Below are 21376 nucleotides of genomic sequence, written 5' to 3'. Positions count from 1 at the left end.
CGGGGTTCCCGTCCTGTTCGACACCGATGCCGAAAGTTTGACACCCGTGTCAAAGTCCCCGGAACCGGGAGTACATGGCTGGTCAAACATATCGACGGGCGTTAGATTGTTGCCATGGACGAGACGCGTGCGCGCTGCTGTGTATCGACTTCGACCACGCCGAAGCCCTCCGGGCGCGGTTGCCGGAGGCCGGCGCGCTCGCCGGCGACGCGGAACGGTTGCGGGCGCTCGGCGACCCGACCCGCCTGCGCGTGGCGCACGCGTTGCGGGCGGGCGAGGAGCTGTGCGTGTGCGACGTCGCGTGGATCGTCGGCTCCTCCCAGGGACTCGTGTCGCACCACCTGCGCCACCTGCGCTCCGCCGGGCTGGTGACCTCGCGCAGGGACGGCAAACTCGTCATGTACCGGCTGTCCGAGTCCGGCCTGGCCACGATGGACCTGCTCGCCGCCGTACCGGATCGGCCATGAGCGACGCCTGCTGCGGCCCGGGAGACGACCGCGAGGACGGCGACGACCCGGTAGCCGGGCCGCAGGCCCCGCCGACGCCGCTGTGGCGGGTCCGGGAGTTCCAGGTCGCCGCGACCTCGGGGCTGCTGGTGGTCGCGGGGTTCGTCCTCGGCGCGTTCGGCCTGGACACGGCCGCCGTCGGGCTGCACGTGCTCGCCGCGGCGGTGGGTGGCAGCGCGTTCGTGCCCGCCGCGCTGCGCGGGGTGTGGCGGCGCCGCATCGGCGTGGGGACGTTGATGACCATCGCGCTCGTCGGCGCGCTGGGGCTCGGCCAGTTCGCGGAAGCCGCGATGCTGGCGTTCCTGTTCTCCATCAGCGAGGCGCTCGAGGACTACGCGTTCAGCCGGACGCGGCGAGGTCTGCGTGCGTTGCTCTCGCTCGTGCCCGACGAGGTCACGGTGGTGCGCGACGGGCGGGAGAGCGCGATCGCGCCGGGCGAGCTGCGGGTCGGCGACACGATGCTGGTGCGGGCCGGGCAGCGGATCCCCAGCGACGGGACGGTGCGTGACGGCCGGTCGGCGGTGGACATGTCCGCGATCACCGGCGAGTCGATCCCCGTCGAGGTCGCACCGGACGGCGAGGTGTACGCCGGGTCGATCAACGGCAACGGCGTGCTCGTCGTCGAGGCCACGGCGACGGTGGCCGACAACTCCCTGGCGCGGGTCGTGCGCATCGTCGAGGACGCGAGCAGGCGGAAGGGCCGGCGTCAGCGCATCGCGGACCGGATCTCCCGTCCGTTGGTGCCGGGTGTGATGGCATTGGCCCTGCTCGTGGGCGGGATCGGTGCACTGCTGGGCGATCCGGCGACGTGGGTCGAACGCGCGCTCGTGGTGCTGGTCGCGGCGGCGCCGTGTGCGTTGGCGATCTCCGTGCCGGTCACCGTGATCGCCGCGGTCGGCGCGTCGAGCCGCATGGGCGTGCTGATCAAGGGCGGCGCGGCGCTGGAGACCCTCGGCGCCGTGACCACCGTCGCGGTGGACAAGACGGGAACGCTGACCCGCAACGCGCCCGAGGTCACCGACGTGGTGCCGGAGTCCGGCGCCGATGAACGACGGGTGCTGGCCGTGGCGGCAGCGCTCGAGGCCCGCAGCGAGCACCCGCTCGCGGCCGCGGTCCTGGCTGCCGCACCCGACCCCGAACCGGCCCGCGACGTCGTCGGCGTTCCGGGAGCCGGGCTGGAGGGGCGCGTCGACGGGCGTCCGGCGCGGCTCGGTCATCCCGGGTGGATCGGCCCCGGACCCTGTCGGCCGAGGTCGCGCGCTGCAGGAGAGCGGGGCGACCGTGGCGGTCGTCGAGTACGCCGGCGAGGTGTTGGGGGTGCTCGCGATCCGCGACGAACTGCGTCCGGAGGCGGGCGAGACCGTCGCCGCCCTCCGGCGGAGCGGCCGCCGCGTCGCGATGCTGACCGGCGACAACGCCCGGACCGCGGCCGCGCTCGCCGCGGAGGCGGGCATCGACCCGGGCGAGGTGCACGCGCAGTCGAGACCCGAGGACAAGGCCCGCCGGGTCGCCGCCCTGGGCGCGGGCAGCCGGGGCCGCGTCGCGATGGTCGGCGACGGGGTCAACGACGCGCCGGCGCTCGCGACCGCCGACGTCGGCATCGCGATGGGCGCCGTGGGAACCGACGTCGCGCTCGATACCGCCGACGTCGCCTGATGGGCACCGACCTGCGGCAACTCCCACGCGCCATGGCCCACGCGCGCCGCGCCCGGCGGATCATGCTGCAGAACATCGCGTTGTCCGGGCTGATCATCGTCGTCCTGGTGCCGCTGGCCGCCGTCGGCGCCCTCGGACTCGCCGCCGTCGTGTTCATCCACGAGCTCGCCGAGGTGCTGGTCATCGCCAACGGCATCCGCGCCGGCCGCATCAGCACACCCCCACCCGCCAATGCACCCAACGGCCCCGTGGCCGCGTTGAACGCGACCATGGGCCTCGGGACTCCACTGGACGAGGGTTGCCGTGGATGACCTGCGTGAACGAACCTGAACTGCGGCTTTGTGGAATACTGGTGACGTGGTGATTCCGGAGGACGGCCGGCCACTGGCCGAGGTTGTGGCACAGGCCGAACACGAGGAGGGACGCGTCGACGTCGAACGGGACGGGCGGACCGTCGCTGCTGTCGTGTCCGCGTCCTACCTCGAATCGCTCGAGGAGACGGTCGCCGTCGCGTCGGACCCGCAGCTGGTCGCGGCGATCGACGAGGGTGACGCGGACCTGGCGGCTGGCCGCACCGTGTCCCTCGCGGAGGTCAGGCGCGAGTTCGGCGTTTGATGGCTCGTACGTACGAGGTGGTGTTCGCTACCGGCGCCCAGCGAGCGTTGCGGAAGGTCCCCGAGCGCGTCGCACATGCGTGCATCGCATTCATCATGGGGCCACTGGCCGAGAACCCGTACCGCGTCGGCAAACCGCTGATGTCCTCGTGGGAGGGCCACTACTCGGCCCGGCGTGGTGAGTGGCGCGTCATCTACGTGATCGACGACGACCGCATCGTCGTCGAAGTCGTGGCTATTGCTCACCGAGGTGCCGCCTACCGCCCCAGGTGACGTGAACAGCGTGAGCGCGGTTGAACGGGTGCCCGTGGATCAACACCACCGGAGTCGCCCCTCGCGGGCCGACATCCTCGAATGCGAGCGTCACGTCGCCGACCGCGAACCGGGTCACCCGGACCTCCCGTAGCTCGTCCGTCCCTGCCGCAGCCTACGCAGCCGGAGCACGGTGCACGAGCGCCGCGCGAAGGGAAGATTGGGTGCGTTGAACGCGACCATGGGGCCCTCGGGGGCTTCCACCGCCAGGGGGAGGCTTGCCGGTGGGATCTGCGGGAGTTCTCGGGGCGGGCGAGCTAGGGTTGGTGGGGTGTCCACCGCCCGCGCAGAACGCCTGGTCAACCTGGTGCTCGCCCTGCTGTCGACCCGGCAGTACCTGACGGCCGAGCGGATCCGCGGGATCGTGCCCGGCTACGCCGGTGCCTCGAGCAGCGAGGCGTTCTTCCGCATGTTCGAGCGCGACAAGGCCGAGCTGCGGGAACTGGGCATTCCCCTGGAGACGGGCAGCAACTCGGCGTTCGACGCCGAGGGGTACCGCATCGCGCGGCGCGACTACGAGCTCGGCGACATCGACCTGGCGCCCGACGAGGCGACGGCCGTCGCGCTGGCTGCACGCCTGTGGGACTCGCCCGACCTGACCGGCCAGGCGCACGGCGCGCTGGTCAAACTCCGCGCAGCCGGGGTGGAGGTCGACGACCAGACCCACGCCATGGTCGAACCGCGCGTGCACACCGAACCCGCGTTCGCCCCGCTGCTGGCCGCCGTCCAGCAGGGTCGGGCGGTGCGGTTCGCCTACCGCCGCTCGGACTCGCCGGAACGGCTCACCCGCACCCTCGAACCGTGGGGCGTGGTGTCGTGGCGCGGCCGCTGGTACGTCGTCGGCCACGACCGCGACCGCGGCGCACCCCGCTGCTTCCGCCTGTCGCGCATCACCGGCGACGTCGAACCGTTCGGCGACACCGGCGTGGTCCAGCGTCCCGAGGGGGTCGACCTGCTGACGTTCGTCGCCGGCGCGTCCGGGACCGACGACCGGTCGGCCACCACGACGGCGCAGCTGTGGCTGGCAGAGGGCCGGGCCGCCGGGATCCGCAGGCACGCCCGCGTCCTGGGCGCGCGCACCGTCGACGGCATCGACGGCGACGTCGTCGAGATCGACCTGTACCACCCCGAGGGCGCCGCCGACTGGATCGCCGGTCACGGACCCGACGCGGTCGTGCTCGAACCCGACGTGCTCGCCAAGGCCGTGCTCGACCGACTCGAACGCGTCGCCGCGGGCCCGGGAGGTGCGCGATGAGCGCCGCGACCGACCGGATGCCGCGGCTGCTGGCCCTCGTGCCGTACCTGCTGGCCCGGCCCGGCATCCGCATCGACCAGGCCGCGCAGGACTTCGACGTCACGCCGAAACAGCTGCGCCGCGACCTCGAACTGCTGTGGATGTGCGGACTGCCCGGCTACGGACCGGGCGACCTGATCGACCTGTCCTTCGACGGCGACACCGTGTCGGTCACCTTCGACGCCGGCATGCGCCGGCCGCTGCGGCTCACCGGCGCCGAGGCCAGCGCCCTGGTCATCGCCCTGCGCGCGCTGGGGGAGACGCCCGGCGTCGTGGACACCGATGCCGTCCGGCGCGCCATCGCGAAGATCGAGGCCGCGGCCGGGGAGGCCGAACCCGCGGGCGTCGTCGTCGGGCACGGGCTGCGCGAGGGCGAACGCACCGCGCGGACCCGCGAACTCGTCCGCCGGGCTCTCGACGAGGGCAAAGCGGTGCAGATGCGCTACTACACCGCTTCCAAGGACGAGATCACCGACCGCACCGTCGACCCCATGCGGCTGCTCATCGTGCAGGCCGTCGGCTATCTCGAAGGCTGGTGCCGGCGCGCCGAGGCGGTACGACTGTTCCGCCTCGACCGCATCGACCACCTCGAGGTCACCGACGAACCCGCCGCACCGCCGCCGCACGCCCGGCACACCGACCTGTCCGACGGCGTGTTCTCCCCGCGCGACGGGTACCCGGAGGCCGAACTGGTCCTCGAACCGGACGCGCGCTGGGTCGCCGAGTACTACCCGTGCGACGAACTCGCCGAGCTCGAGGGCGGACGGCTACGGGTGCGGATGCGCTACGGCGACCAGTCGTGGATGGTGCGCCTCGTCCTGGGACTCGGAGGTCGGGCAATCGTGGACAAACCGGATGAACTGGCGGTAGCGGTTCGAGAACGGGCCGCCGCCGGATTGGCACGAGCACGTCACCTGGCGCTCACCCGGGACCAGTAGGGTGATCGCGTGTTGTACGTGCTGAGTGCCGCCGGCGTCGGCGTGGGACTGGTCGTTCTCGGCCTGGTCCTGTTCCGCCTCGGCGGTGCGGTGAAAGGCTTCCGGAGTGCCGCCGACACGATGCGCGCCGACGTGGAGTCCCGGACGGGGATGATCCGCGCCCGCGCCGCCGCGGTCGGCGTGGCCGTTCGCGATCTGTGTTCCCGAAACCGCCCTCAGCCGGTCCCCGAACCAGTACGATCGGGCCTGAACGAACAGGGAGGCCACCTACCATGAACGCCTTTCAGCCGTGGCATTTGCTCATCCTTTTGCTGGTCGTCATCGTGTTGTTCGGCGCCAAGCGCCTGCCGGACACCGCCCGCTCGATCGGCAAGTCCATGAAGATCTTCAAGGCGGAGACGAAGGACATGCGGGGCGAGCAGGCCGACGACGACGGCGACACCGCCACGTCCGCCGACTCCAAGCAGATCTCCGGCACCTCGGCCAAGGCTGCTGACGACTCCGGCGCGAGCGCCGCGACCTCCGCGACCTCTGGGTCCGCTGCGTCGTCGACGGACGACCAGGTGGAGCAGCTGCAGCGCCAGCTCGACGAGTTGAAGAAGCAGCAGGGCGCGGAGCAGGCTCAGAAGAACGGCTGACACCGCTCCGGCGGATCGAGAACGGAACGCTTTCGTGGGAGAAGACACCTCCGACAAGCGCGAAGGCCGAAGCAGCAAGCGGAAGATGCGGAGCCGTCGGCACAACCCCGACGGCACCATGTCGCTCATCGAGCACATCTACGAATTCCGTCGTCGGCTCGGCTACGCGCTGATCGCCCTGGTCGCGGGCGGCATCCTCGGTTTCATCTGGTTCAGCAACGAGATCCCGGGCGTGCTGCCCTCCCTCGGCAACCTCGTCACGGGGCCCTACTGCCAGATCCCCGCCGAGATGCGGTATCCGCAGGGCGAGCGGTGTCAGCTCCTGCAGACCGTCCCGTTCGAGGCCTTCATGATCCAGATGAAGGTCGGTCTCACGGCCGGTGCGGTGCTGTTCTCGCCGCTGTGGCTGTATCAGTTCTGGGCGTTCATCTCGCCCGGACTGCACCCCAAGGAACGCAAGTACGCGATGATCTTCGTCGGTCTCGCGTCGTTCCTGTTCGTCACCGGTGCGCTGCTGGCCTACTTCATGGCCCCGTACGCACTCGAGATCCTGACGACGTTCGGCGGCGGCGAGTTCGCGACGTGGTTCACCGGTGCCGAGTACATCTCGTTCGTCCTGACGCTGCTGCTGATCTTCGGCGTGAGCTTCGAACTGCCGCTCGTGATCATCATGCTCAACCGCGTGGGCGCCGTGCGCTACGAGACGCTCAAGAAGTGGCGCCGCGGCATCATCATGATCATGTTCGTGTTCGCGGCGTTCGTGACGCCCGCGGACCCGTTCTCCATGATCGCCCTCGCCGGTGCGCTGTGCCTGCTGTTCGAGATCTCCCTGCAGGTCACCCGCTTCCACGACCGCAAGCTCGACAAGGAACGCGGTACCGACGGCTGGGCCGAGCTCGACGACAACGAGGCCGCACCGTTCGAGTACACCCCGAGTTCGGCCGACGGTGACGACGAGCCTCGGGAGCGCGGTCGCGGCGGCACCCGCACCGACGACGTCACGTAACGCATGGGGGTTCGTGCCGCCCTCGCGTTCCACCCCGGCTCCGGCAAGGGCGCGGCCGCGCAGCTCGCAGGCGCGGTCGCGTCCCGCCTCCGGCCCCACGTCGACGCGCTGGACGTGATAGAGGCCGACAGCGTCGAGACGTTCCGCACCCGCCTCGACACGGCGCGGGCCGCCGGTCTCGACGCCGTGCTCATGCTCGGCGGGGACGGGGCCGCCCACCAGGGCGTGCAGTACTGCGCCGGCACCGACCTGGCACTCGGTCTGATCCCGTCGGGCACCGGCAACGACCTCGCCCGCGCCCTCGGCGTGCCGACCGACCCGGCCGCCGCCGTCGACGCCGCCACCACCGCGTTGAACGCCCACCGCACCCGGCGCATAGACCTGGGCCACATCGAACGCCCACACATCGAACGCCCACACGACGACCGGCCGGGCGCCGACCCGGCCGGCACCTGGTTCGGCACGGTGTTGTGCACCGGCTTCGACGCGTCGGTCAACGCCCGCGCCAACAGCCTGGCCTGGCCACCCGGCCCGCGCCGGTACGACCTGGCGATCCTCGCGGAACTGGCCTCGTTCCGGGCCCGCACGGTGCGCGTCGCGACCGAGCGCGGCGAGTGGGAGCAGCCCGCGATGCTCGTCGCCGTGGGCAACACCGCCTGGTACGGCGCCGGCATCCCGATCTGCCCCGCCGCCGATCCCGAGGACGGCCTGTTCGACGTCACCGTCGTCGGTGCCGTCGGCTACCGGGAACTGCTGCGCGTGCTGCCGCGCCTGCGCACGGGCCGCCACGTCGAGCACTCGGAGGTCACCACCGTCCGGGTCCGTCGCGTGCGGATCGAGCCGGCCGGACCCGAGCGGGATGCGGCCGGCGGCTGGCCGGTCTTCGCCGACGGCGAGCCGCTCGACGGGTTGCCGGTGTCGCTCACGTGTGTGCCGCGGGCCCTGCCGGTCCTCGGTTGACGTTCTCCTCGGCCAGGGCCTTCCACCCGAGACGCTCCCTGATCGCCTTCGGCAGCTTGGCCACGACCAGGTCGTAGGAGTCCTCGATCATGTCCACGACCAGCCGTTCGGGCAGCGAACCGTCGTCGAGGACGACCGTGTTCCAGTGCCGCTTGTTCATGTGCCAGCCCGGCCGCACGGCGGGGTAGGACGCGCGCAGCTGTGTCGCCAGCTCCGGATCGCACTTGAGGTTCACGCTCAGTGGCCGATGCCCGAGCGAGGAGAGCGCGAAGATCTTCCCGGCGACCTTGAACACGCTGATGTGCTCGTCGAACGGGAACTCCTCGCCCGCGCCGGTGAACTCCAGGCACACCGCGCGCAATCGATCCGGGGTCATAACCCGGCACGGTAGCCGCCACCACCGACACCGCCGGCCGGAACACGGCAACATCGGCAACCACGGCAACAACGGGGGCCCGTGCGCAACACGTGCCGAACCACACCCGAACCTCATGCGCGCGGGACCGCCGATGTGAAACCCTGACGACGTGGATCCTTCCGCCTCTCCCAGCCCGGCCGAGGCGTACGCCGCGGCCCGGCGGCGCAGCGACTACCCGCAGCTCGCCCGGTTCGCCGCCGACCTCGCGTTCGAGTTCGACGATTTCCAGGTGCGCGGCTGTGAGGCGCTCGAGGACGGGCACGGCGTGCTCGTGTGCGCCCCGACCGGGGCGGGCAAGACCGTCGTCGGCGAGTTCGCCGTGCACCTGGCCCTGGCCGAGGGCCGCAAGTGCTTCTACACGACGCCCATCAAGGCGCTGTCGAACCAGAAGTACACCGACCTGGTGGAGCGGCACGGCTCCGACGTCGTGGGCCTGCTGACGGGCGACACCGCGATCAACGGCAACGCCCCGATCGTCGTGATGACCACCGAGGTCCTGCGCAACATGCTGTACGCGGGTTCGGACACGATCGACGAGCTCGGTTACGTCGTGATGGACGAGATCCACTACCTCGCCGACCGGTTCCGCGGCGCGGTGTGGGAGGAGGTCATCCTCCACCTGCCCGAGTACGTGCGGGTCGCCGGTCTGTCGGCCACGGTCAGCAACGCCGAGGAGTTCGGCGAATGGCTGGTCACGGTGCGCGGCGACACCACCGTCGTCGTCGACGAGCACCGTCCGGTGCCGCTGTGGCAGCACATGATGGTCGGCAACCGGCTGATGGACCTGTTCGTCGGGGACGGGCACGGCGACGAACCCAAGATCAACCGGCAGCTGCTGCGCCGTGTCGAGGAGGTCGCGCGGATGCACGCGCCGCCCGCGTTCGGCAACAACCGGGGCCAGCGCGGACGTCGGGACCGGGGCAAACCGCGGCTGCCGAAGTTCCGGCCGCCCTCGCGCGTGGACGTCGTCGACCGGCTCGACCGTGCGGGCCTGCTGCCGGCCATCACGTTCATCTTCTCCCGCGCCGGCTGCGACGCCGCCGTCGGTCAGTGCCTGCACGCCGGGGTGCGGCTGAACAATCCCGACGAGATCGCCGAGGTCCGGCAGATCGTCGACGAACGCACCGCCGACCTGCCCGAATCCGATCTCGGCGTGCTCGGCTACTGGGAGTGGCGCGAGGGCCTCGAACACGGCGTCGCCGCGCACCACGCGGGCCTGCTGCCGGCGTTCAAGGAGACCGTCGAGGAGCTGTTCGTCCGCGGCCTGGTCAAGGTCGTGTTCGCGACCGAGACGCTTGCGCTCGGCATCAACATGCCCGCGCGCACCGTCGTGCTGGAACGGCTCGTCAAGTACAACGGCGAGGCGCACGTCGACCTCACGCCGGGGGAGTACACGCAGCTGACCGGCCGGGCCGGGCGGCGCGGCATCGACGTCGAGGGGCACGCCGTCGTGCTCTGGCAGCCGGGCGTCGACCCGCGGCACGTGGGCGGCCTGGCCTCGACCCGCACGTATCCGCTGAAGTCCTCGTTCCGGCCCGGCTACAACATGGCCATCAACCTTGTCGGCCAGTTCGGCGCCGCGCAGGCACGCGAGCTGTTGGAGCAGTCGTTCGCCCAGTTCCAGGCCGACCGCGCGGTCGTGGGCACGGCCAAGAAGATCGAACGCAACAAGGAGGCCCTCGCCGCTACGCCGATGCCGCATCCGGCGACTTCGAGGAGCTGTCCTCGTACGTCGAGCTGCGCAAGAAGATCTCCGACCGCGAGAAGTACCTCGCCAAGCAGAACAGCCAGCACCGCAAGGCCGAGGCGGCCCGGTCGTTGGAGAAGTTGCGCAAGGGCGACGTCATCCTCGTGCCCTCGGGGCGCCGCTCCGGGCTGGCGGTCGTGGTCGACCCGGGTCTGGACCCGTTGCGGGAGCCGCGGCCGGTCGTGGTCACCGAGGACCGGTGGTCCGGTCCGCTGTCGGCGGCCGACTTCACCTCGCCCGTCGAGGCGCTCGGCCGCGTCAAACTGCCCAAGCACGTCGAGCTGCGCTCGCCGAAGGTGCGGCGCGACATCGCCTCGTCGCTGCGCAACGCGGGTATCGCGAAGCCCTCCGGGCAGCGCCGGCGGGCCGACTCCAACGACGATCCGGACCTGCTCGAGCTGCGCCAGGAGCTGCGCCGCCACCCGGTGCACGGCCTTGCCGACCGCGAGGCCAGCCTGCGCTGGGTGGAACGACACCAACGGTTGGCTGCCGAGACCAGCCAGCTCGAACGCAGGGTCGCCGCGACCACCCATTCGCTGGCCCGCTCGTTCGACCGCATCTGCGGCTTGCTGGCCGAACGCGGCTACCTCGAGGAGGCCGGCAGCGGTGACGGCGCCGACGAGGTCCGGGTGACCGAGGACGGGATGCTGCTGGCCCGGCTCTACAGCGAATCGGACCTGCTCGCCGCCGAATGCGTGCGCAGGAACGTCTGGCACGGCCTGTCCGCACCCGAACTGGCCGCCGTCGTGTCCACGCTGGTGTACGAGGCGCGCCGGGACGCCATGGCCGAGCCGAAACTGCCGCAGGGCGCCGTGCCCAAGGCCTGGCAGGACACGGTGACGATCTGGAGCGAGCTCACCGAGGACGAGCGCAGGCACCGGCTCGACCGGACCCGCGAACCGGACGCCGGTTTCGCCTGGCCGGTGTACCGGTGGGCCCGCGGGGAGTCGCTGGAGAAGGTGCTCACCACGTCCGAGGCGAACGGGCAGGAGCTCACGGCGGGCGACTTCGTGCGCTGGGCACGCCAGGTGATCGACCTGCTCGACCAGCTCAAGGACGTACTCGGTAAGGAACACTCCGTCGGCGGCGTGGCCGCGAAGGCGGCACGTTCCCTGCGCCGCGGCGTGGTCGCGGCCGGCGAGATCTGACTCCCGGCTGTGACCCCGGCGAATCGGACGGTAAACAAGGACCCGTGACGATCGGTCACAGTGTTGTGGTTGGATCGCGCACAACGCGAACGACGAGTCGAGACACGACAGTGGCGGAGGCACCGACCATGAGCACGCCGTACGGGGGCAATGACCCGCAGCAATGGGGGCAACAACCTCCTCAGGGCACGCCTTCCGGCAGCTTCCCGCGCCAGCCGGGCTACGGCCCGCCACCCCAGCAGCCGGGACAACCGCCCCAGCAGCAGCCTCCGCAGCAACCGGGTGGGCAGCCCGGCTACCCGCAGCCGGGCTACGGTCCGTCGCCCGGGTATCCGCAGCAGCCCCCGCCGGGACAGCCTCAGCCCGGGCAACCGGGCCAGCAGCAGCCTCCGCAGCAGCCGGGGCAGCCGGGGTACACGCAGCCCGGCATGCCTCCGCAGGGCACCTACCCGGGCACGGGCACCTACACCCAGCCCGGGACGCCGCCCGGCGGTTACCCGCCCGGGCAGGGGCAGTTCGGCCCGCCCCCGGGCATGGGCGCGGCGCCCCCGCAGCCGCCGAAGAAGAAGTCCGGCAAGGGCCTGTGGTTCGGCCTCGGTGGCGCGGCGATCGTCATCGCCGTGCTCGCGGTGGTGCTGTTCTGGGTTCCCGGTCTGCTCGTGCAGAAGGTGTTCGACGCCGAGGCGATGAACCGCGACGTCGAGCGGGTACTGACCGAGAACTACGGCGTCGAGGGCATCGAGAGCGTGTCCTGCCCCGAGGACCAGCCGGTGACCGTCGACGAGACGTTCACCTGCACCGTGGCGGTCGGCGGCGAGGAACAGCAGGTCACGATCACGGTCCAGAGTGAGGACGCGCGCTACCAGGTCGGCCGCCTCGAGTGATCGGCTCCGCCCGCCCTACCCGTGCGGCGTAATCCGGTGGCGGGCCCGCGCCCGCGTCCGAAAGGATCGGTGACATGACCGATCACGACGTGGGCCTCGTGGCCGAGCCGGATATCCGCGGCGCGGTGGACCTGTTCCGCTCGGCGCTACACGTCCCGCCCCTGGCCGACGAGGAATGGCAGGGCTCGAGCGAGGTCAACCGAACCGGGCGCCGGCACGGCGTGTGGGACGGCGACTCCGGCGCCTGATCGGGACCGCGTGGGCGTGGGACTCGGCCCTGACGGTGCCCGGCGGCGCCGACGTGTCGTTGGGCGCGGTCACGCATGTCGGTGTGCGCGCCGACCGCACCCGCCGCGGCGTGCTGAGCACGTTGATGCGGGCCCAGCTGACCGACCTGGCCGAACGCGGGGCCGTGGCCGCCGGACTGCACGCCACGGAGGCGGCGATCTACGGCCGGTTCGGCTACGGCGCCGCCACCCTCGGCCGCGACCTGAGGATCCAGCGCGCCCGTGCCCGCGTGCGCGACGACGCCCCCGCCGGGGGACGCGTCGAACTCCACGACCTGGACGGCCTGATCGGCCGCGTCCCCGAGGTGTATCCGCGGGCGGCCACCCGGCCGGGGATGCTGGCCCGGCCGGACGCGTGGTGGGGCATGATGCGCTCGCATCTGACCAGACCGTCGGCGACGCGGCCGCAGGGCGTGACCCACGAGGGGCCCGACGGGATCGACGGATTCGCCGTCTACACGGTCGAGCGCACCAAGGGCGACCAGGCGAAGCTGACCGTCGTCGACCTCCACACCGCGAACACCGCCGCGGCCGCGGGACTCTGGCGGTACCTGCTGTCGGTCGATCTGGTCGACACGATCGAGGCGGCGCTGCGACCCGTCGACGAACCGCTCGACCTGCTGCTCACCGATCCGCGGGCGGTGTCGACCACCGACCTGGGCGACGACCTGTGGCTGCGCCTGATCGACGTGCCCGCGGCGCTGGCCGCACGCACCTACGGCGACGAGCAGCTCGTGGCGAGGTGACCGACCCGTTCCTGCCCGCCAACACCGGCACCTACTCGGTCGGCCCCGACGGCGTGACGCGCACCGACCGGGCGCCGGACCTGCGGCTGGACGTCGACGCGCTCGCGACGGTGTACCTCGGTGCGCGGACGCGTCGCAGCTGGTCGCCACGGGTCGTGCCCAGGCGCTCACCGACCGTTCGGCCGAGCGATCCGACCGGCTCTTCGCGACCGCGGAGGCCCCATGGTGCGGTACGTTCTTCTAGCTCGCGGAAGATCAACGCCGAGGTGAGGGGCCGTGGGGAGACGTCTGGTGGCGGCGATCGTGGGAATCGCCGGTTCGATCCTGGTCGCCGGGTGCGGCCCGGACGGTGAGCACACGCAGGAGCCGGGTTCGTCGGACCCGGCAACCCCGACGACGTCCGACACGCCGACCATGGCGTCGGCGCCCTCGCCGGTGACGACACCGACCGAGACGGTGCGCATGTTCGACGTCGACCGGATGAACGACGACGTGCACAACGTCCTCGTCGAGCACTACCGCCTGGACGATGTGGGCGCCGTGTCATGTCCGGGGAACCGGCCGGTCGAGGTGGAGAGCACGTTCGCCTGCTACGTCGAGGTCGCCGGGGAGCAGCGCAAGGTCACGATCACGGTCACCGGCGAGGACGGCAGCTACGAGGTCGGCGCCCTCCAGTGACCCCGGCGAGCCGGCGTGTCTCGGTGGCTCAGCCGTGCGCGGCGAGCGCGTCGAGCAGCCGGCCGGCCGAACCGCCCAGGTTCCATCGTTCGGCCAGCTCCCGCACACGGTTCTCGTCCACCGCACCGGCGGGTACGGCGTCGCCGCCGGACATCTCGACGGGCGCGTCGGCCGCCACCCGCACGACGGTCGGCGCCGCGGCCAGGTACTCGGCTGCCTCGTTGAGCCGCGCGCGGGTCTTGACCGGCAGGTCGGGGCTCTCCTTCCGGGACGCCTCGAGGAGGGCCTCGAACGAGCCGAACTGGGTGATCAGCTTCGCGGCGGTCTTCTCGCCGATACCGGCGACGCCGGGCAGTCCGTCGGACGGGTCGCCGCGCAACATGGACATGTCCGCGTAGGCCGCGCCCGCCCGTTCGGCCGGCACGCCGTACTTCGCCGCGACCTCGTCGGGGCCCAGGACCTCGGCCTTGGCCCAGCCCTTGCCGACGTAGATGACGGACGTGGGCGTCGGTTCGCGGCGCACGAGCTGGAACAGGTCGCGGTCGCCGGTGATCACCTCGACCGGGGCGGCGGCCTCCCGCGCGGCTAGCGTGCCGATGACGTCGTCGGCCTCGAACCCGGCGGCCTCGGCCGTCGCCAGGCCCGCGGCCTCCAGCAGCTCGAGGATGATCGGCACCTGCGGGGTGAGCGTGTCGGGCACCTCCTCGACGTCGGCGCCCTGCTCGACCTCGGCCGCGACGCGGTGCGCCTTGTAGCTCGGCAGCGCGTCGACGCGGAACTGCGGCCGCCAGTCGGCGTCGAGGCAGGCCACGAGCCGGGCGGGCCTGCGGTCGGTGAGGATGCGCGCCACCGTGTCGGCGAACCCGCGCACCGCGTTGACGGGCGTGCCGTCGGGGGCTTTCATCGACTCGGGCAGGGCGAAGTACGACCGGAAATACAGACTCGCCGCGTCCAGCAGCGCGACGGGACCCTCGGTAGCTCGACTCACGGGCACCAGCCTCGCACGGTCGGCTCCCGGTAGGTTGCGCCACACGCCGACGCGAAGTTTGTCCAAATGGCTGCCCCGTCCGGGACCTCCGGATAGTCTGCGGACGCACGTCGAGATCAAAGGGGAGGAAACACCGTCATGAGTACCGGACTGATCGTGGCGATCGTGATCGCGGTCGTCATCGTGGCCGTGCTGGTCATCTGGCTGATCACGGGCTACAACGCGCTGGTCAAGCGGCGCAACCACTACCGCAACATGTTCGCCCAGATCGACGTGCAGCTCACCCGCCGGCACGACCTGATCCCGAACCTGGTCGAGACGGCGAAGGGCTACATGCAGCACGAGCGGGAGGCCCTCGAGTCCGTGGTGGCCGCGCGCGGCGGTGCGGTGCAGGCCCAGCAGGCCGCGCGGCAGAACCCGGGCGACCCGGGCGCGATGCAGCAGCTGGGTGGGGCCGAGACGGCGCTGACGCAGAGCCTGGGCCGGCTGTTCGCCCTGTCCGAGGCCTACCCGGACCTGAAGGCCAACCAGAACATGATGCAGCTGTCCGAGGAGCTGACCTCCACGGAGAACCGGGTCGCGTTCGCGCGCCAGGGCTACAACGACAGCGTCATGGCCTACAACAACAAGCGCGAGACGTTCCCGACCAACATCCTCGCCGGGATGTTCGGCTTCCAGGGCGCCGCGCTGCTGGAGATCGACTCGCCCGAGGCCCGACAGGCGCCGCAGATCAACTTCTGATCCAGGGGAGCGAGACGCACACCGTGACGCGGGGGACGTGAACGACGAGCATGAACTTCTTCGAACGACAGGACGACGTCCGCAAGGCCTCGGCCCGCCTGATCGTGTTGTTCATCGTGGCCGTGATCGCCGTGATCGCCGTCGTCAACGTCGCGGTGGTCTTCTTCACCGGCCTGCACCAGCAGCCGGCCGAGACGCTCATCGGGGCGCTGCTGATGTCGAGCACCGTGATGCTGCTGATCATCGGCGGCACGTCGATCGTGCGGACGTTGATGCTGCGGCGGCACGGCGGCGGGAAGGTCGCCCGCAGCATGGGCGCGGTCCCGGTGCCGCAGGACACCGGCGATCCGGACCTGCGGCGGCTGCGCAACGTCGTCGAGGAGATCGCCATCAGCTCCGGCACGCCGGTTCCGGAGCTGTACGTCATGCCGCACGAACAGGGCATCAACGCGTTCGCCGCGGGCTGGTCCCCGGCCAACGCCGCGGTCGCCGTGACGAAGGGCGCGCTCGACCGGCTCAACCGCGACGAGCTGCAGGGCGTCATCGCCCACGAGTTCAGCCACGTCGTCAACGGCGACATGCGCCTGAACATGAAGCTGATCGGCGTGCTGGCCGGCCTCGTCGGCCTGGCGGTCGTGGGCCGGGTGATGCTCGGTTCGGGCGGCAGGAGCGGGGGCAGCTCCAACCGCGGTGGCGGCGGTGGCGCCGCGCCGCTGGTGATGATCGGTCTCGTGGCGATGGTCGTCGGCTTCATCGGCGTGTTCGCCGGCCGGGTCATCAAGGCGGCGGTGTCGCGGCAGCGCGAGTATCTCGCCGACGCCTCCGCCGTGCAGTTCACCCGGCAGACCGAGGGGCTTGCGGGTGCGCTGAAGAAGATCGGCGGCCTGCCCACCGGTTCGCAGCTGCGGGCCGGCAAGACCGACGACGTCAGCCACATGCTCTTCGGCGAGGGCGGCAAGCGCCGGTCGATGCTGGCCACCCATCCGCCGCTGCCCGAGCGCATCCGCGCGCTCGACCCCTCGTTCGACCCGAACGAACTCCGCGCGTTGAGCCAGAAGTGGTCGCAGCAGCCGCCGTCGGGTCTGCACGAGGACGCCGCGCTCGGACTGGCGCCGGCGGGCAGCCCGCCCCCTCCGCCGCAGGAACAGCCAGGGGCGGCCGGGAACGTGGCCGCGGCGCACGTGTCGGCCGTCGCGGGCACCGTCGGCATGATCGGCGGTTCCGACGGACAGGGTGGTCAGCGCTCCGCGCAGGACCAGGGCGCGTCCGTACTGGCCCGCATTCCCCAGGCGTTCCTCGACCGCGCGCACAGCCCCGAGGCGGCCGTGCCCCTCATGTTCGGCCTGTTGCTGTCGAACCACCCCGAGGTTCGGGGCAACCAGTACCAGCTGATCGCCTCCCGCTGGGGTGCGCCGCTCGCCGGCGCGGCCTGGACCGACGCGGGAGCGCTGAGCCAGCTCGATCCGTCGCTGCGCCTGCCGCTGGCCGAGGTGGCCTTCCCCGCGTTGCGGCAGCGTCCGCCGCAGGCCATCGACGCGCTCCGGGACACCGTCGGCGCCCTCGCCGCCGCGGACGGGCGCACCAGCGTGTTCGAGTACTGCTTCGCCGCACTGCTCGGCCGCGAACTGCACGAGGCGGTGCACCAGCAGCCGCCGTGGAAACGCCGCCGGAGCACGCTGTCGTCGGCGCAGCAGTCGGTCGCGACCGTGTTGGCCGTGCTCGCCGCCGCCGGCGGCTCCGGCCCGGCCGCGAGCGAACGCGCCTTCCAGGCCGGCCTGCAGCGGGTGCTGCCCGGCGTGTCGTTGCCGTTCGCGCCGCCGCCGCAGGGACCGCAGGTGCTCGACCAGGCGTGGCCCGTGCTCGACGGCTTGTCCGGCCGGGACACGCAGACGTTGGTCGAAGCGCTCGTCACCGTGGTCGCCGACGACGGCGCCCTCACGGTCGCCGAATCGGAACTGCTGCGCACGGTCTGCGCCATGCTGCACTGCCCGATGCCGCCGCTGCCGGCGAACCTGTCGGTCGGCCAGGGCAACTGAGCGAGCCGGTCCCCGGAGAAAGGCGCGTGGCCCAGTAGGGTTGGGCGCATGGCCCGTCGATCGCTGCACAGTCCCGCGCCCGAACCCGCCACGCTGCGGTCCCGTCTCGAGCGGGCCGGCAAGGCCGCCGCCGACGCCGGCACCGACGCGCTGCTCATCGCGCCCGGTTCGGACCTGCGTTATCTGGTGGGGCAGGCCGGCGGCTCGTTCGAACGGTTGACGACGCTCGTCGTGCCCGCCGGTGACGCGCCGCCCGCGCTGGTGGTGCCGAAGCTGGAGCTGCCGGGCTATGCGGACGTGCCGACCGACGAGCTCGGCATCGACGTGATCACCTGGGTGGACGGCGACGACCCGTACCGGCTGGTCGCCGACCGTGTCGGCGCGGCCGGCCGGGTGGCGGTGAGCGACATGATGGCCGCGCTGCACGTCCTGGGCGTTCGTGGCGCTGTGCCGGGGGCCGAGCAGGTCCTGGCCGGGCCGGTGCTGCGCGAGCTGCGGATGCGCAAGGACGCCGCCGAGATCGACGCGCTACGCAAGGCGGGTGCCGCGATCGACCGCGTGCACGCGCGCATGGGCGAGTGGCTGCGGCCGGGCCGCACGGAGGCCGAGGTGGGCGCCGACATCACGGCGGCCATCGTCGAGGAGGGCCACGTGTCGGCCGAGTTCGTCATCGTCGGTTCGGGGCCCAACGGTGCGAGTCCGCACCACGACGTGTCCGACCGAGTGATCGAGGCGGGCGACGTGGTGGTCGTCGACATCGGCGGTCCGATCCCGGACGGCTACAACTCGGACTGCACGCGCACCTACGCCGTCGGCGAGCCTGCCGGCGCGGACGTGGCCGAGACGTACGCGGTGTTGCAGCGCGCCCAGCAGGCGGCGGTGGACGCGGTGCGGCCCGGCGCGAGCGCCGAGTCGGTCGACGCGGCTGCCCGCGACATCATCGCCGACGCCGGTTTCGGGGACCGGTTCATCCACCGCACGGGCCACGGCATCGGGCTGGACGTGCACGAGGAGCCGTACATCGTGGCGGGCAACGATCTGCGCCTCGACGAGGGCATGGCGTTCAGCGTCGAGCCGGGCATCTACACCGCCGGCCGGTGGGGTGCGCGGATCGAGGACATCGTCGTGGTGACGGCCGAAGGTGCGGAGCCGGTCAACGCGCGCCCGCACGAGCTCGTCGTGCTCGACGCATGACGCGTCGGGTGGTGGCACACCGCCGCCTGCGAGCTTGGAGCCGCTCGACAAGGCGATCGTGGAGGAGCTGTCCGCGGACGGCAGGCGCAGTTTCACGGATCTGGCCGAACGGGTCGGGTTGTCGGTGTCGGCGGTGCATCAGCGGGTGCGGCGGCTCGAGCAGCGCGGTGTGATCCGCGGGTACACGGCCAAACTGGACGGTGAGCAGATCGGGTTGCCGCTGACGGCGCTGATCTCGCTGACGCCGAACGATCCGGCCGCTCCGGACGACTATCCGCAGCGGTTGGAGCACATCCCGGAGATCGAGTCGTGCTATTCGGTGGCCGGCGACGAGTCCTACATCCTGTTGGTGCGGGTGCCGTCTCCGTTGGGCCTGGAGGATCTGTTGCGGCGGATCCGAGAGGTGGCGAAGGTGTCGACGCGCACGACCGTGGTGCTGTCGACGCCGTTCGAGGGCCGGTCCCCGACGTTGTGACCCCTGCCGGCTGAGCCCACCGGCCGGTGGGCTCAGCGTTCGCCTTGTGCGACGACGGCCGGGGCGGCGTGGAGGTTGTCGTCGTCGCCCTTGAGGCAGGCGGCCGAATCGGCGTCGGAGGCGAGGAACTCGCTCATGCAGCGGGCGAACTGCGCGTGGCCGTTGGCGTTGGGGTGGAACGACTCCTGGATGGCGTGGCTGGCGCGGTCGGCGTCCTCGAGGTCGTCCCAGCGGACGGTGAAGCGCGTGAACCACTCGTGGTCGTGGTCGTCGCCGCCGGTGCAGGCTTCGTGGCCGATGGCGGCGCGGGACAGGTCGAGGAACCGAGCGTCCACTTCGGACGCTGCGCGGTGGAGTCCTTCGGACAGGTCGGGGGCTCCGGTGTCGCGGACCCATTCGAGGTCGGCCTTGCGGAACGGGCATCCGTCCAAATTGCGCAGTGACTCGGGAATATCCGGGCCGATGGGCGAGGCGTACGACTGGAGGACGAGGTCGTAGTCGTCCCCGTCGTAGCCGGCGCGTTCGAGGACGGTGCGGATGTCGGTGAGCACCTGCGTCACCTTGGGTACGACGGCCTCGACGCGTTCGGCCCAGTCGGTTTGGATGTCTTCGTTGCATGGGGCGGCTTCGTCGGAGAACCATGCGGTGAAGCACTGGGAGATGAGCCGGGAGAACTGGGGGTCGTCGTTGGCGCCGATGCCGACGACGATCGCGCTGACGCGGTGGTCCTCGACGAGTTCGGCCAGTTGCTGGGCCTGGGAGGGCTCGGTCCATTGTTTCTCGTCGCCGAGCATGACGTGTTTGGTGGCGGCGCCGGAGCAGGCCAGGTTGACATGTTCGGTGGCGCCGCGCAGTTCGATGTGGTTGACCATCGCGTTGGGGGAGCGGTGGCACCAGTTGCCGTCCTGGCCGTCGGTGTCGGGGCTGTAGTCGCCTGCCCCTTCGCCGGAGATGGTGCTGTCGCCCATGGACACGACGGTGAGCGGACCGTCGCCGGGCGGGCCCGGTCGTTCGGGGGTGGTCGGGTCGGAGGAGATCAGGACGAACACCGCGACGAGCAGGGCAACCCCGACCAACGCGAACGCACCGAGCAACCAGCGGGATGTGGCCATCACGGGTGATTCTACTGGATTCGGACGTTCTGGATCTTGGGGCTGTGGCGGGGATCCCGGTTTCGGGTCAGGCCCGGCTCGGTCGGGGCGTCACCGCTTTCCGAGGCCGTCGAGATCGGCGCGGGTGTCGGCGTCGAGGCGCACGTGGGTGGCCCGCAGGTTCTGTTCGAGGTGGGCCACGTTCGTCGTGCCGGGGATCAACAACGTCTGCCGCGCGTGACCGAGCAGCCAGGCGAGGCCCACCTGTGCCGGGCTCGCACCGGTGCGCTCGGCGGCGGCGCGGACGACCGGGTGGGTGGTGACGCCGGAGCCGAGTGGGAAGAACGGCACCCATGCGATGTCGTGGGCCCGGCATTCATCGAGGACGGACTCGGCGGCGCGATCGAGAAGGTTGTAGTGGTTCTGGACGCAGGCGATGCCGACCGGCAGTGCCCGGCGGAGTTGCTCGCGGGTCACGTTGCTCAGTCCGATGTGGCCGATCGTGCCGGCACGACGCAGGTCCGCGAGGGCGGCGAGTTGGTCGTCCAGGTCGACCACCTGCTCGCCGCTCGCCCGGATGCCGGGTCCGCTGCCGTCGAGTCGGCGCAGGTTGACCAGGTCGATCCGGTCCACGCCCAGGCTGCGGAGATTCGCCTCGACCTCGGCGCGCAGTTGCTCCGGCCGTTGGGCGGGGCTCAATCCGTACTCGCCGGCGGGGTCGTTCGTGGCGCCGACCTTGGTCGCGATCAGCACGTCGTCGCGGCAATGCGCGAGCGCCGCACCGATCACCTCGTTGACGTGGCCGGCCTTGTAGAAGTGTGCGGTGTCGACGTGGTCGACGCCGAGCTCGAGGGCGCGGCGGAGCAGATCGATCGCCTCGTGGCGTGCAGCGCGCTCCAGTTGCATCGCGCCGTAGCCGACGCGCTGGACCCGGCGGTCACCGAGTGGTCCTCGTGCGTCGACGTCGGTGCGGGGCGGAGTGTCGGCGGACATCGTGGTTGCCTCCCTGTACCGTTGCA

The 21376-nt window shown here is 71.5% G+C and carries 22 protein-coding genes and 2 pseudogenes; 20 read left to right on the top strand and 4 right to left on the bottom strand.

The window, feature by feature from the left end; all coding sequences use genetic code 11:
- The first annotated feature begins 74 nt into the window (after nucleotides 1-74).
- From BJF85_RS07740 to BJF85_RS07695, 10 genes and pseudogenes are all read left to right on the top strand, one after another.
- On the top strand, nucleotides 75-467 hold the full coding sequence (locus BJF85_RS07740; RefSeq protein WP_075846371.1) for a metalloregulator ArsR/SmtB family transcription factor: 393 nt from the start codon (nucleotides 75-77) through the stop codon (nucleotides 465-467).
- Nucleotides 464-2473 (top strand): annotated as a pseudogene (locus BJF85_RS07735) (heavy metal translocating P-type ATPase). The gene BJF85_RS07740 and the pseudogene BJF85_RS07735 overlap by 4 nt, the downstream one beginning before the upstream one ends.
- Before the next feature lie 46 nt (nucleotides 2474-2519).
- Complete coding sequence (locus BJF85_RS07730) at nucleotides 2520-2777, top strand: type II toxin-antitoxin system Phd/YefM family antitoxin (protein ID WP_075846369.1); 258 nt, start codon at nucleotides 2520-2522, stop codon at nucleotides 2775-2777.
- A complete protein-coding gene (locus tag BJF85_RS07725; RefSeq protein ID WP_075846368.1) occupies nucleotides 2777-3049 on the top strand; it encodes a type II toxin-antitoxin system RelE/ParE family toxin in 273 nt (90 codons plus the stop codon). Before BJF85_RS07730 ends, BJF85_RS07725 begins: the two co-directional genes overlap by 1 nt.
- Before the next feature lie 310 nt (nucleotides 3050-3359).
- Entirely contained in the window at nucleotides 3360-4343 is a 984-nt protein-coding gene (locus BJF85_RS07720) for a YafY family protein (protein ID WP_075846367.1), read from the top strand.
- A complete protein-coding gene (locus BJF85_RS07715; protein ID WP_075846366.1) occupies nucleotides 4340-5320 on the top strand; it encodes a YafY family protein in 981 nt (326 codons plus the stop codon). The genes BJF85_RS07720 and BJF85_RS07715 overlap by 4 nt, the downstream gene beginning before the upstream one ends.
- Before the next feature lie 9 nt (nucleotides 5321-5329).
- Nucleotides 5330-5596: a bacteriophage holin gene (locus tag BJF85_RS07710; RefSeq protein WP_075846365.1), complete on the top strand. Its 267-nt coding sequence runs from the start codon at nucleotides 5330-5332 to the stop codon at nucleotides 5594-5596.
- Complete coding sequence (gene tatA / locus BJF85_RS07705) at nucleotides 5593-5958, top strand: Sec-independent protein translocase subunit TatA (RefSeq protein WP_075846364.1); 366 nt, start codon at nucleotides 5593-5595, stop codon at nucleotides 5956-5958. Before BJF85_RS07710 ends, tatA begins: the two co-directional genes overlap by 4 nt.
- An 85-nt stretch (nucleotides 5959-6043) precedes the next feature.
- Nucleotides 6044-6964: a twin-arginine translocase subunit TatC gene (gene tatC, locus BJF85_RS07700; RefSeq protein ID WP_075846414.1), complete on the top strand. Its 921-nt coding sequence runs from the start codon at nucleotides 6044-6046 to the stop codon at nucleotides 6962-6964.
- A gap of 3 nt (nucleotides 6965-6967) precedes the next feature.
- A complete protein-coding gene (locus tag BJF85_RS07695; protein ID WP_075846363.1) occupies nucleotides 6968-7924 on the top strand; it encodes a diacylglycerol kinase family protein in 957 nt (318 codons plus the stop codon).
- Here BJF85_RS07695 and BJF85_RS07690 read toward each other — a convergent pair.
- Nucleotides 7887-8300, bottom strand: coding sequence for an MmcQ/YjbR family DNA-binding protein (locus tag BJF85_RS07690; RefSeq protein WP_075846362.1), 414 nt, complete (start codon nucleotides 8298-8300; stop codon nucleotides 7887-7889). The genes BJF85_RS07695 and BJF85_RS07690 overlap by 38 nt on opposite strands.
- A gap of 151 nt (nucleotides 8301-8451) precedes the next feature.
- Between BJF85_RS07690 and BJF85_RS07685 the strand changes: the two are divergent.
- From BJF85_RS07685 to BJF85_RS27180, 6 genes and pseudogenes are all read left to right on the top strand, one after another.
- A pseudogene (locus BJF85_RS07685) lies at nucleotides 8452-11237 on the top strand (DEAD/DEAH box helicase).
- Nucleotides 11238-11365: 128 nt separating this feature from the next.
- Complete coding sequence (locus tag BJF85_RS07680; RefSeq protein WP_075846413.1) at nucleotides 11366-12121, top strand: DUF4333 domain-containing protein; 756 nt, start codon at nucleotides 11366-11368, stop codon at nucleotides 12119-12121.
- Between the two features lie 74 nt (nucleotides 12122-12195).
- Nucleotides 12196-12369, top strand: coding sequence for a hypothetical protein (locus BJF85_RS31250; RefSeq protein ID WP_369822119.1), 174 nt, complete (start codon nucleotides 12196-12198; stop codon nucleotides 12367-12369).
- Nucleotides 12345-13154, top strand: a complete 810-nt coding sequence (locus tag BJF85_RS07675) for a GNAT family N-acetyltransferase (protein WP_369822118.1) — start codon at nucleotides 12345-12347, stop codon at nucleotides 13152-13154. Before BJF85_RS31250 ends, BJF85_RS07675 begins: the two co-directional genes overlap by 25 nt.
- Nucleotides 13079-13507 (top strand): sterol carrier protein domain-containing protein, encoded by a 429-nt coding sequence (locus tag BJF85_RS31245; protein ID WP_369822117.1) that lies wholly within the window; start codon nucleotides 13079-13081, stop codon nucleotides 13505-13507. The genes BJF85_RS07675 and BJF85_RS31245 overlap by 76 nt, the downstream gene beginning before the upstream one ends.
- A complete protein-coding gene (locus BJF85_RS27180; RefSeq protein ID WP_139320519.1) occupies nucleotides 13431-13832 on the top strand; it encodes a DUF4333 domain-containing protein in 402 nt (133 codons plus the stop codon). The genes BJF85_RS31245 and BJF85_RS27180 overlap by 77 nt, the downstream gene beginning before the upstream one ends.
- Before the next feature lie 28 nt (nucleotides 13833-13860).
- On the opposite strand, the gene BJF85_RS07665 is transcribed toward BJF85_RS27180, so the two are convergent.
- Nucleotides 13861-14820, bottom strand: coding sequence for a 5'-3' exonuclease (locus BJF85_RS07665; protein WP_075846411.1), 960 nt, complete (start codon nucleotides 14818-14820; stop codon nucleotides 13861-13863).
- 138 nt (nucleotides 14821-14958) lie between these two features.
- Here BJF85_RS07665 and BJF85_RS07660 point away from each other — a divergent pair, with 138 nt between their 5' ends.
- From BJF85_RS07660 to BJF85_RS07645, 4 genes are read left to right on the top strand one after another with little or no spacing between them, the layout of a single operon-like run.
- A complete protein-coding gene (locus BJF85_RS07660) occupies nucleotides 14959-15561 on the top strand; it encodes a LemA family protein (RefSeq protein ID WP_187346880.1) in 603 nt (200 codons plus the stop codon).
- A 50-nt stretch (nucleotides 15562-15611) separates the two neighbouring features.
- Nucleotides 15612-17597, top strand: coding sequence for a M48 family metallopeptidase (locus tag BJF85_RS07655; RefSeq protein WP_075846361.1), 1986 nt, complete (start codon nucleotides 15612-15614; stop codon nucleotides 17595-17597).
- Between the two features lie 48 nt (nucleotides 17598-17645).
- Entirely contained in the window at nucleotides 17646-18791 is a 1146-nt protein-coding gene (locus BJF85_RS07650) for a Xaa-Pro peptidase family protein (protein WP_075846360.1), read from the top strand.
- 34 nt (nucleotides 18792-18825) lie between these two features.
- Nucleotides 18826-19266 carry an Lrp/AsnC family transcriptional regulator gene (locus BJF85_RS07645; RefSeq protein WP_075846359.1) on the top strand — a complete coding sequence of 147 codons (441 nt, stop codon included), beginning with the start codon at nucleotides 18826-18828 and terminating at the stop codon, nucleotides 19264-19266.
- A gap of 32 nt (nucleotides 19267-19298) precedes the next feature.
- On the opposite strand, the gene BJF85_RS07640 is transcribed toward BJF85_RS07645, so the two are convergent.
- Entirely contained in the window at nucleotides 19299-20378 is a 1080-nt protein-coding gene (locus tag BJF85_RS07640; RefSeq protein WP_187346879.1) for a GDSL-type esterase/lipase family protein, read from the bottom strand.
- Between the two features lie 90 nt (nucleotides 20379-20468).
- Nucleotides 20469-21350, bottom strand: coding sequence for an aldo/keto reductase (locus BJF85_RS07635; protein WP_075846408.1), 882 nt, complete (start codon nucleotides 21348-21350; stop codon nucleotides 20469-20471).
- Between the last annotated feature and the right edge of the window lie 26 nt (nucleotides 21351-21376).

It is taken from the genome of Saccharomonospora sp. CUA-673, assembly GCF_001942305.1.
Lineage (GTDB): Bacteria > Actinomycetota > Actinomycetes > Mycobacteriales > Pseudonocardiaceae > Prauserella.
This window is presented reverse-complemented; position numbering and strand designations above follow the sequence as displayed.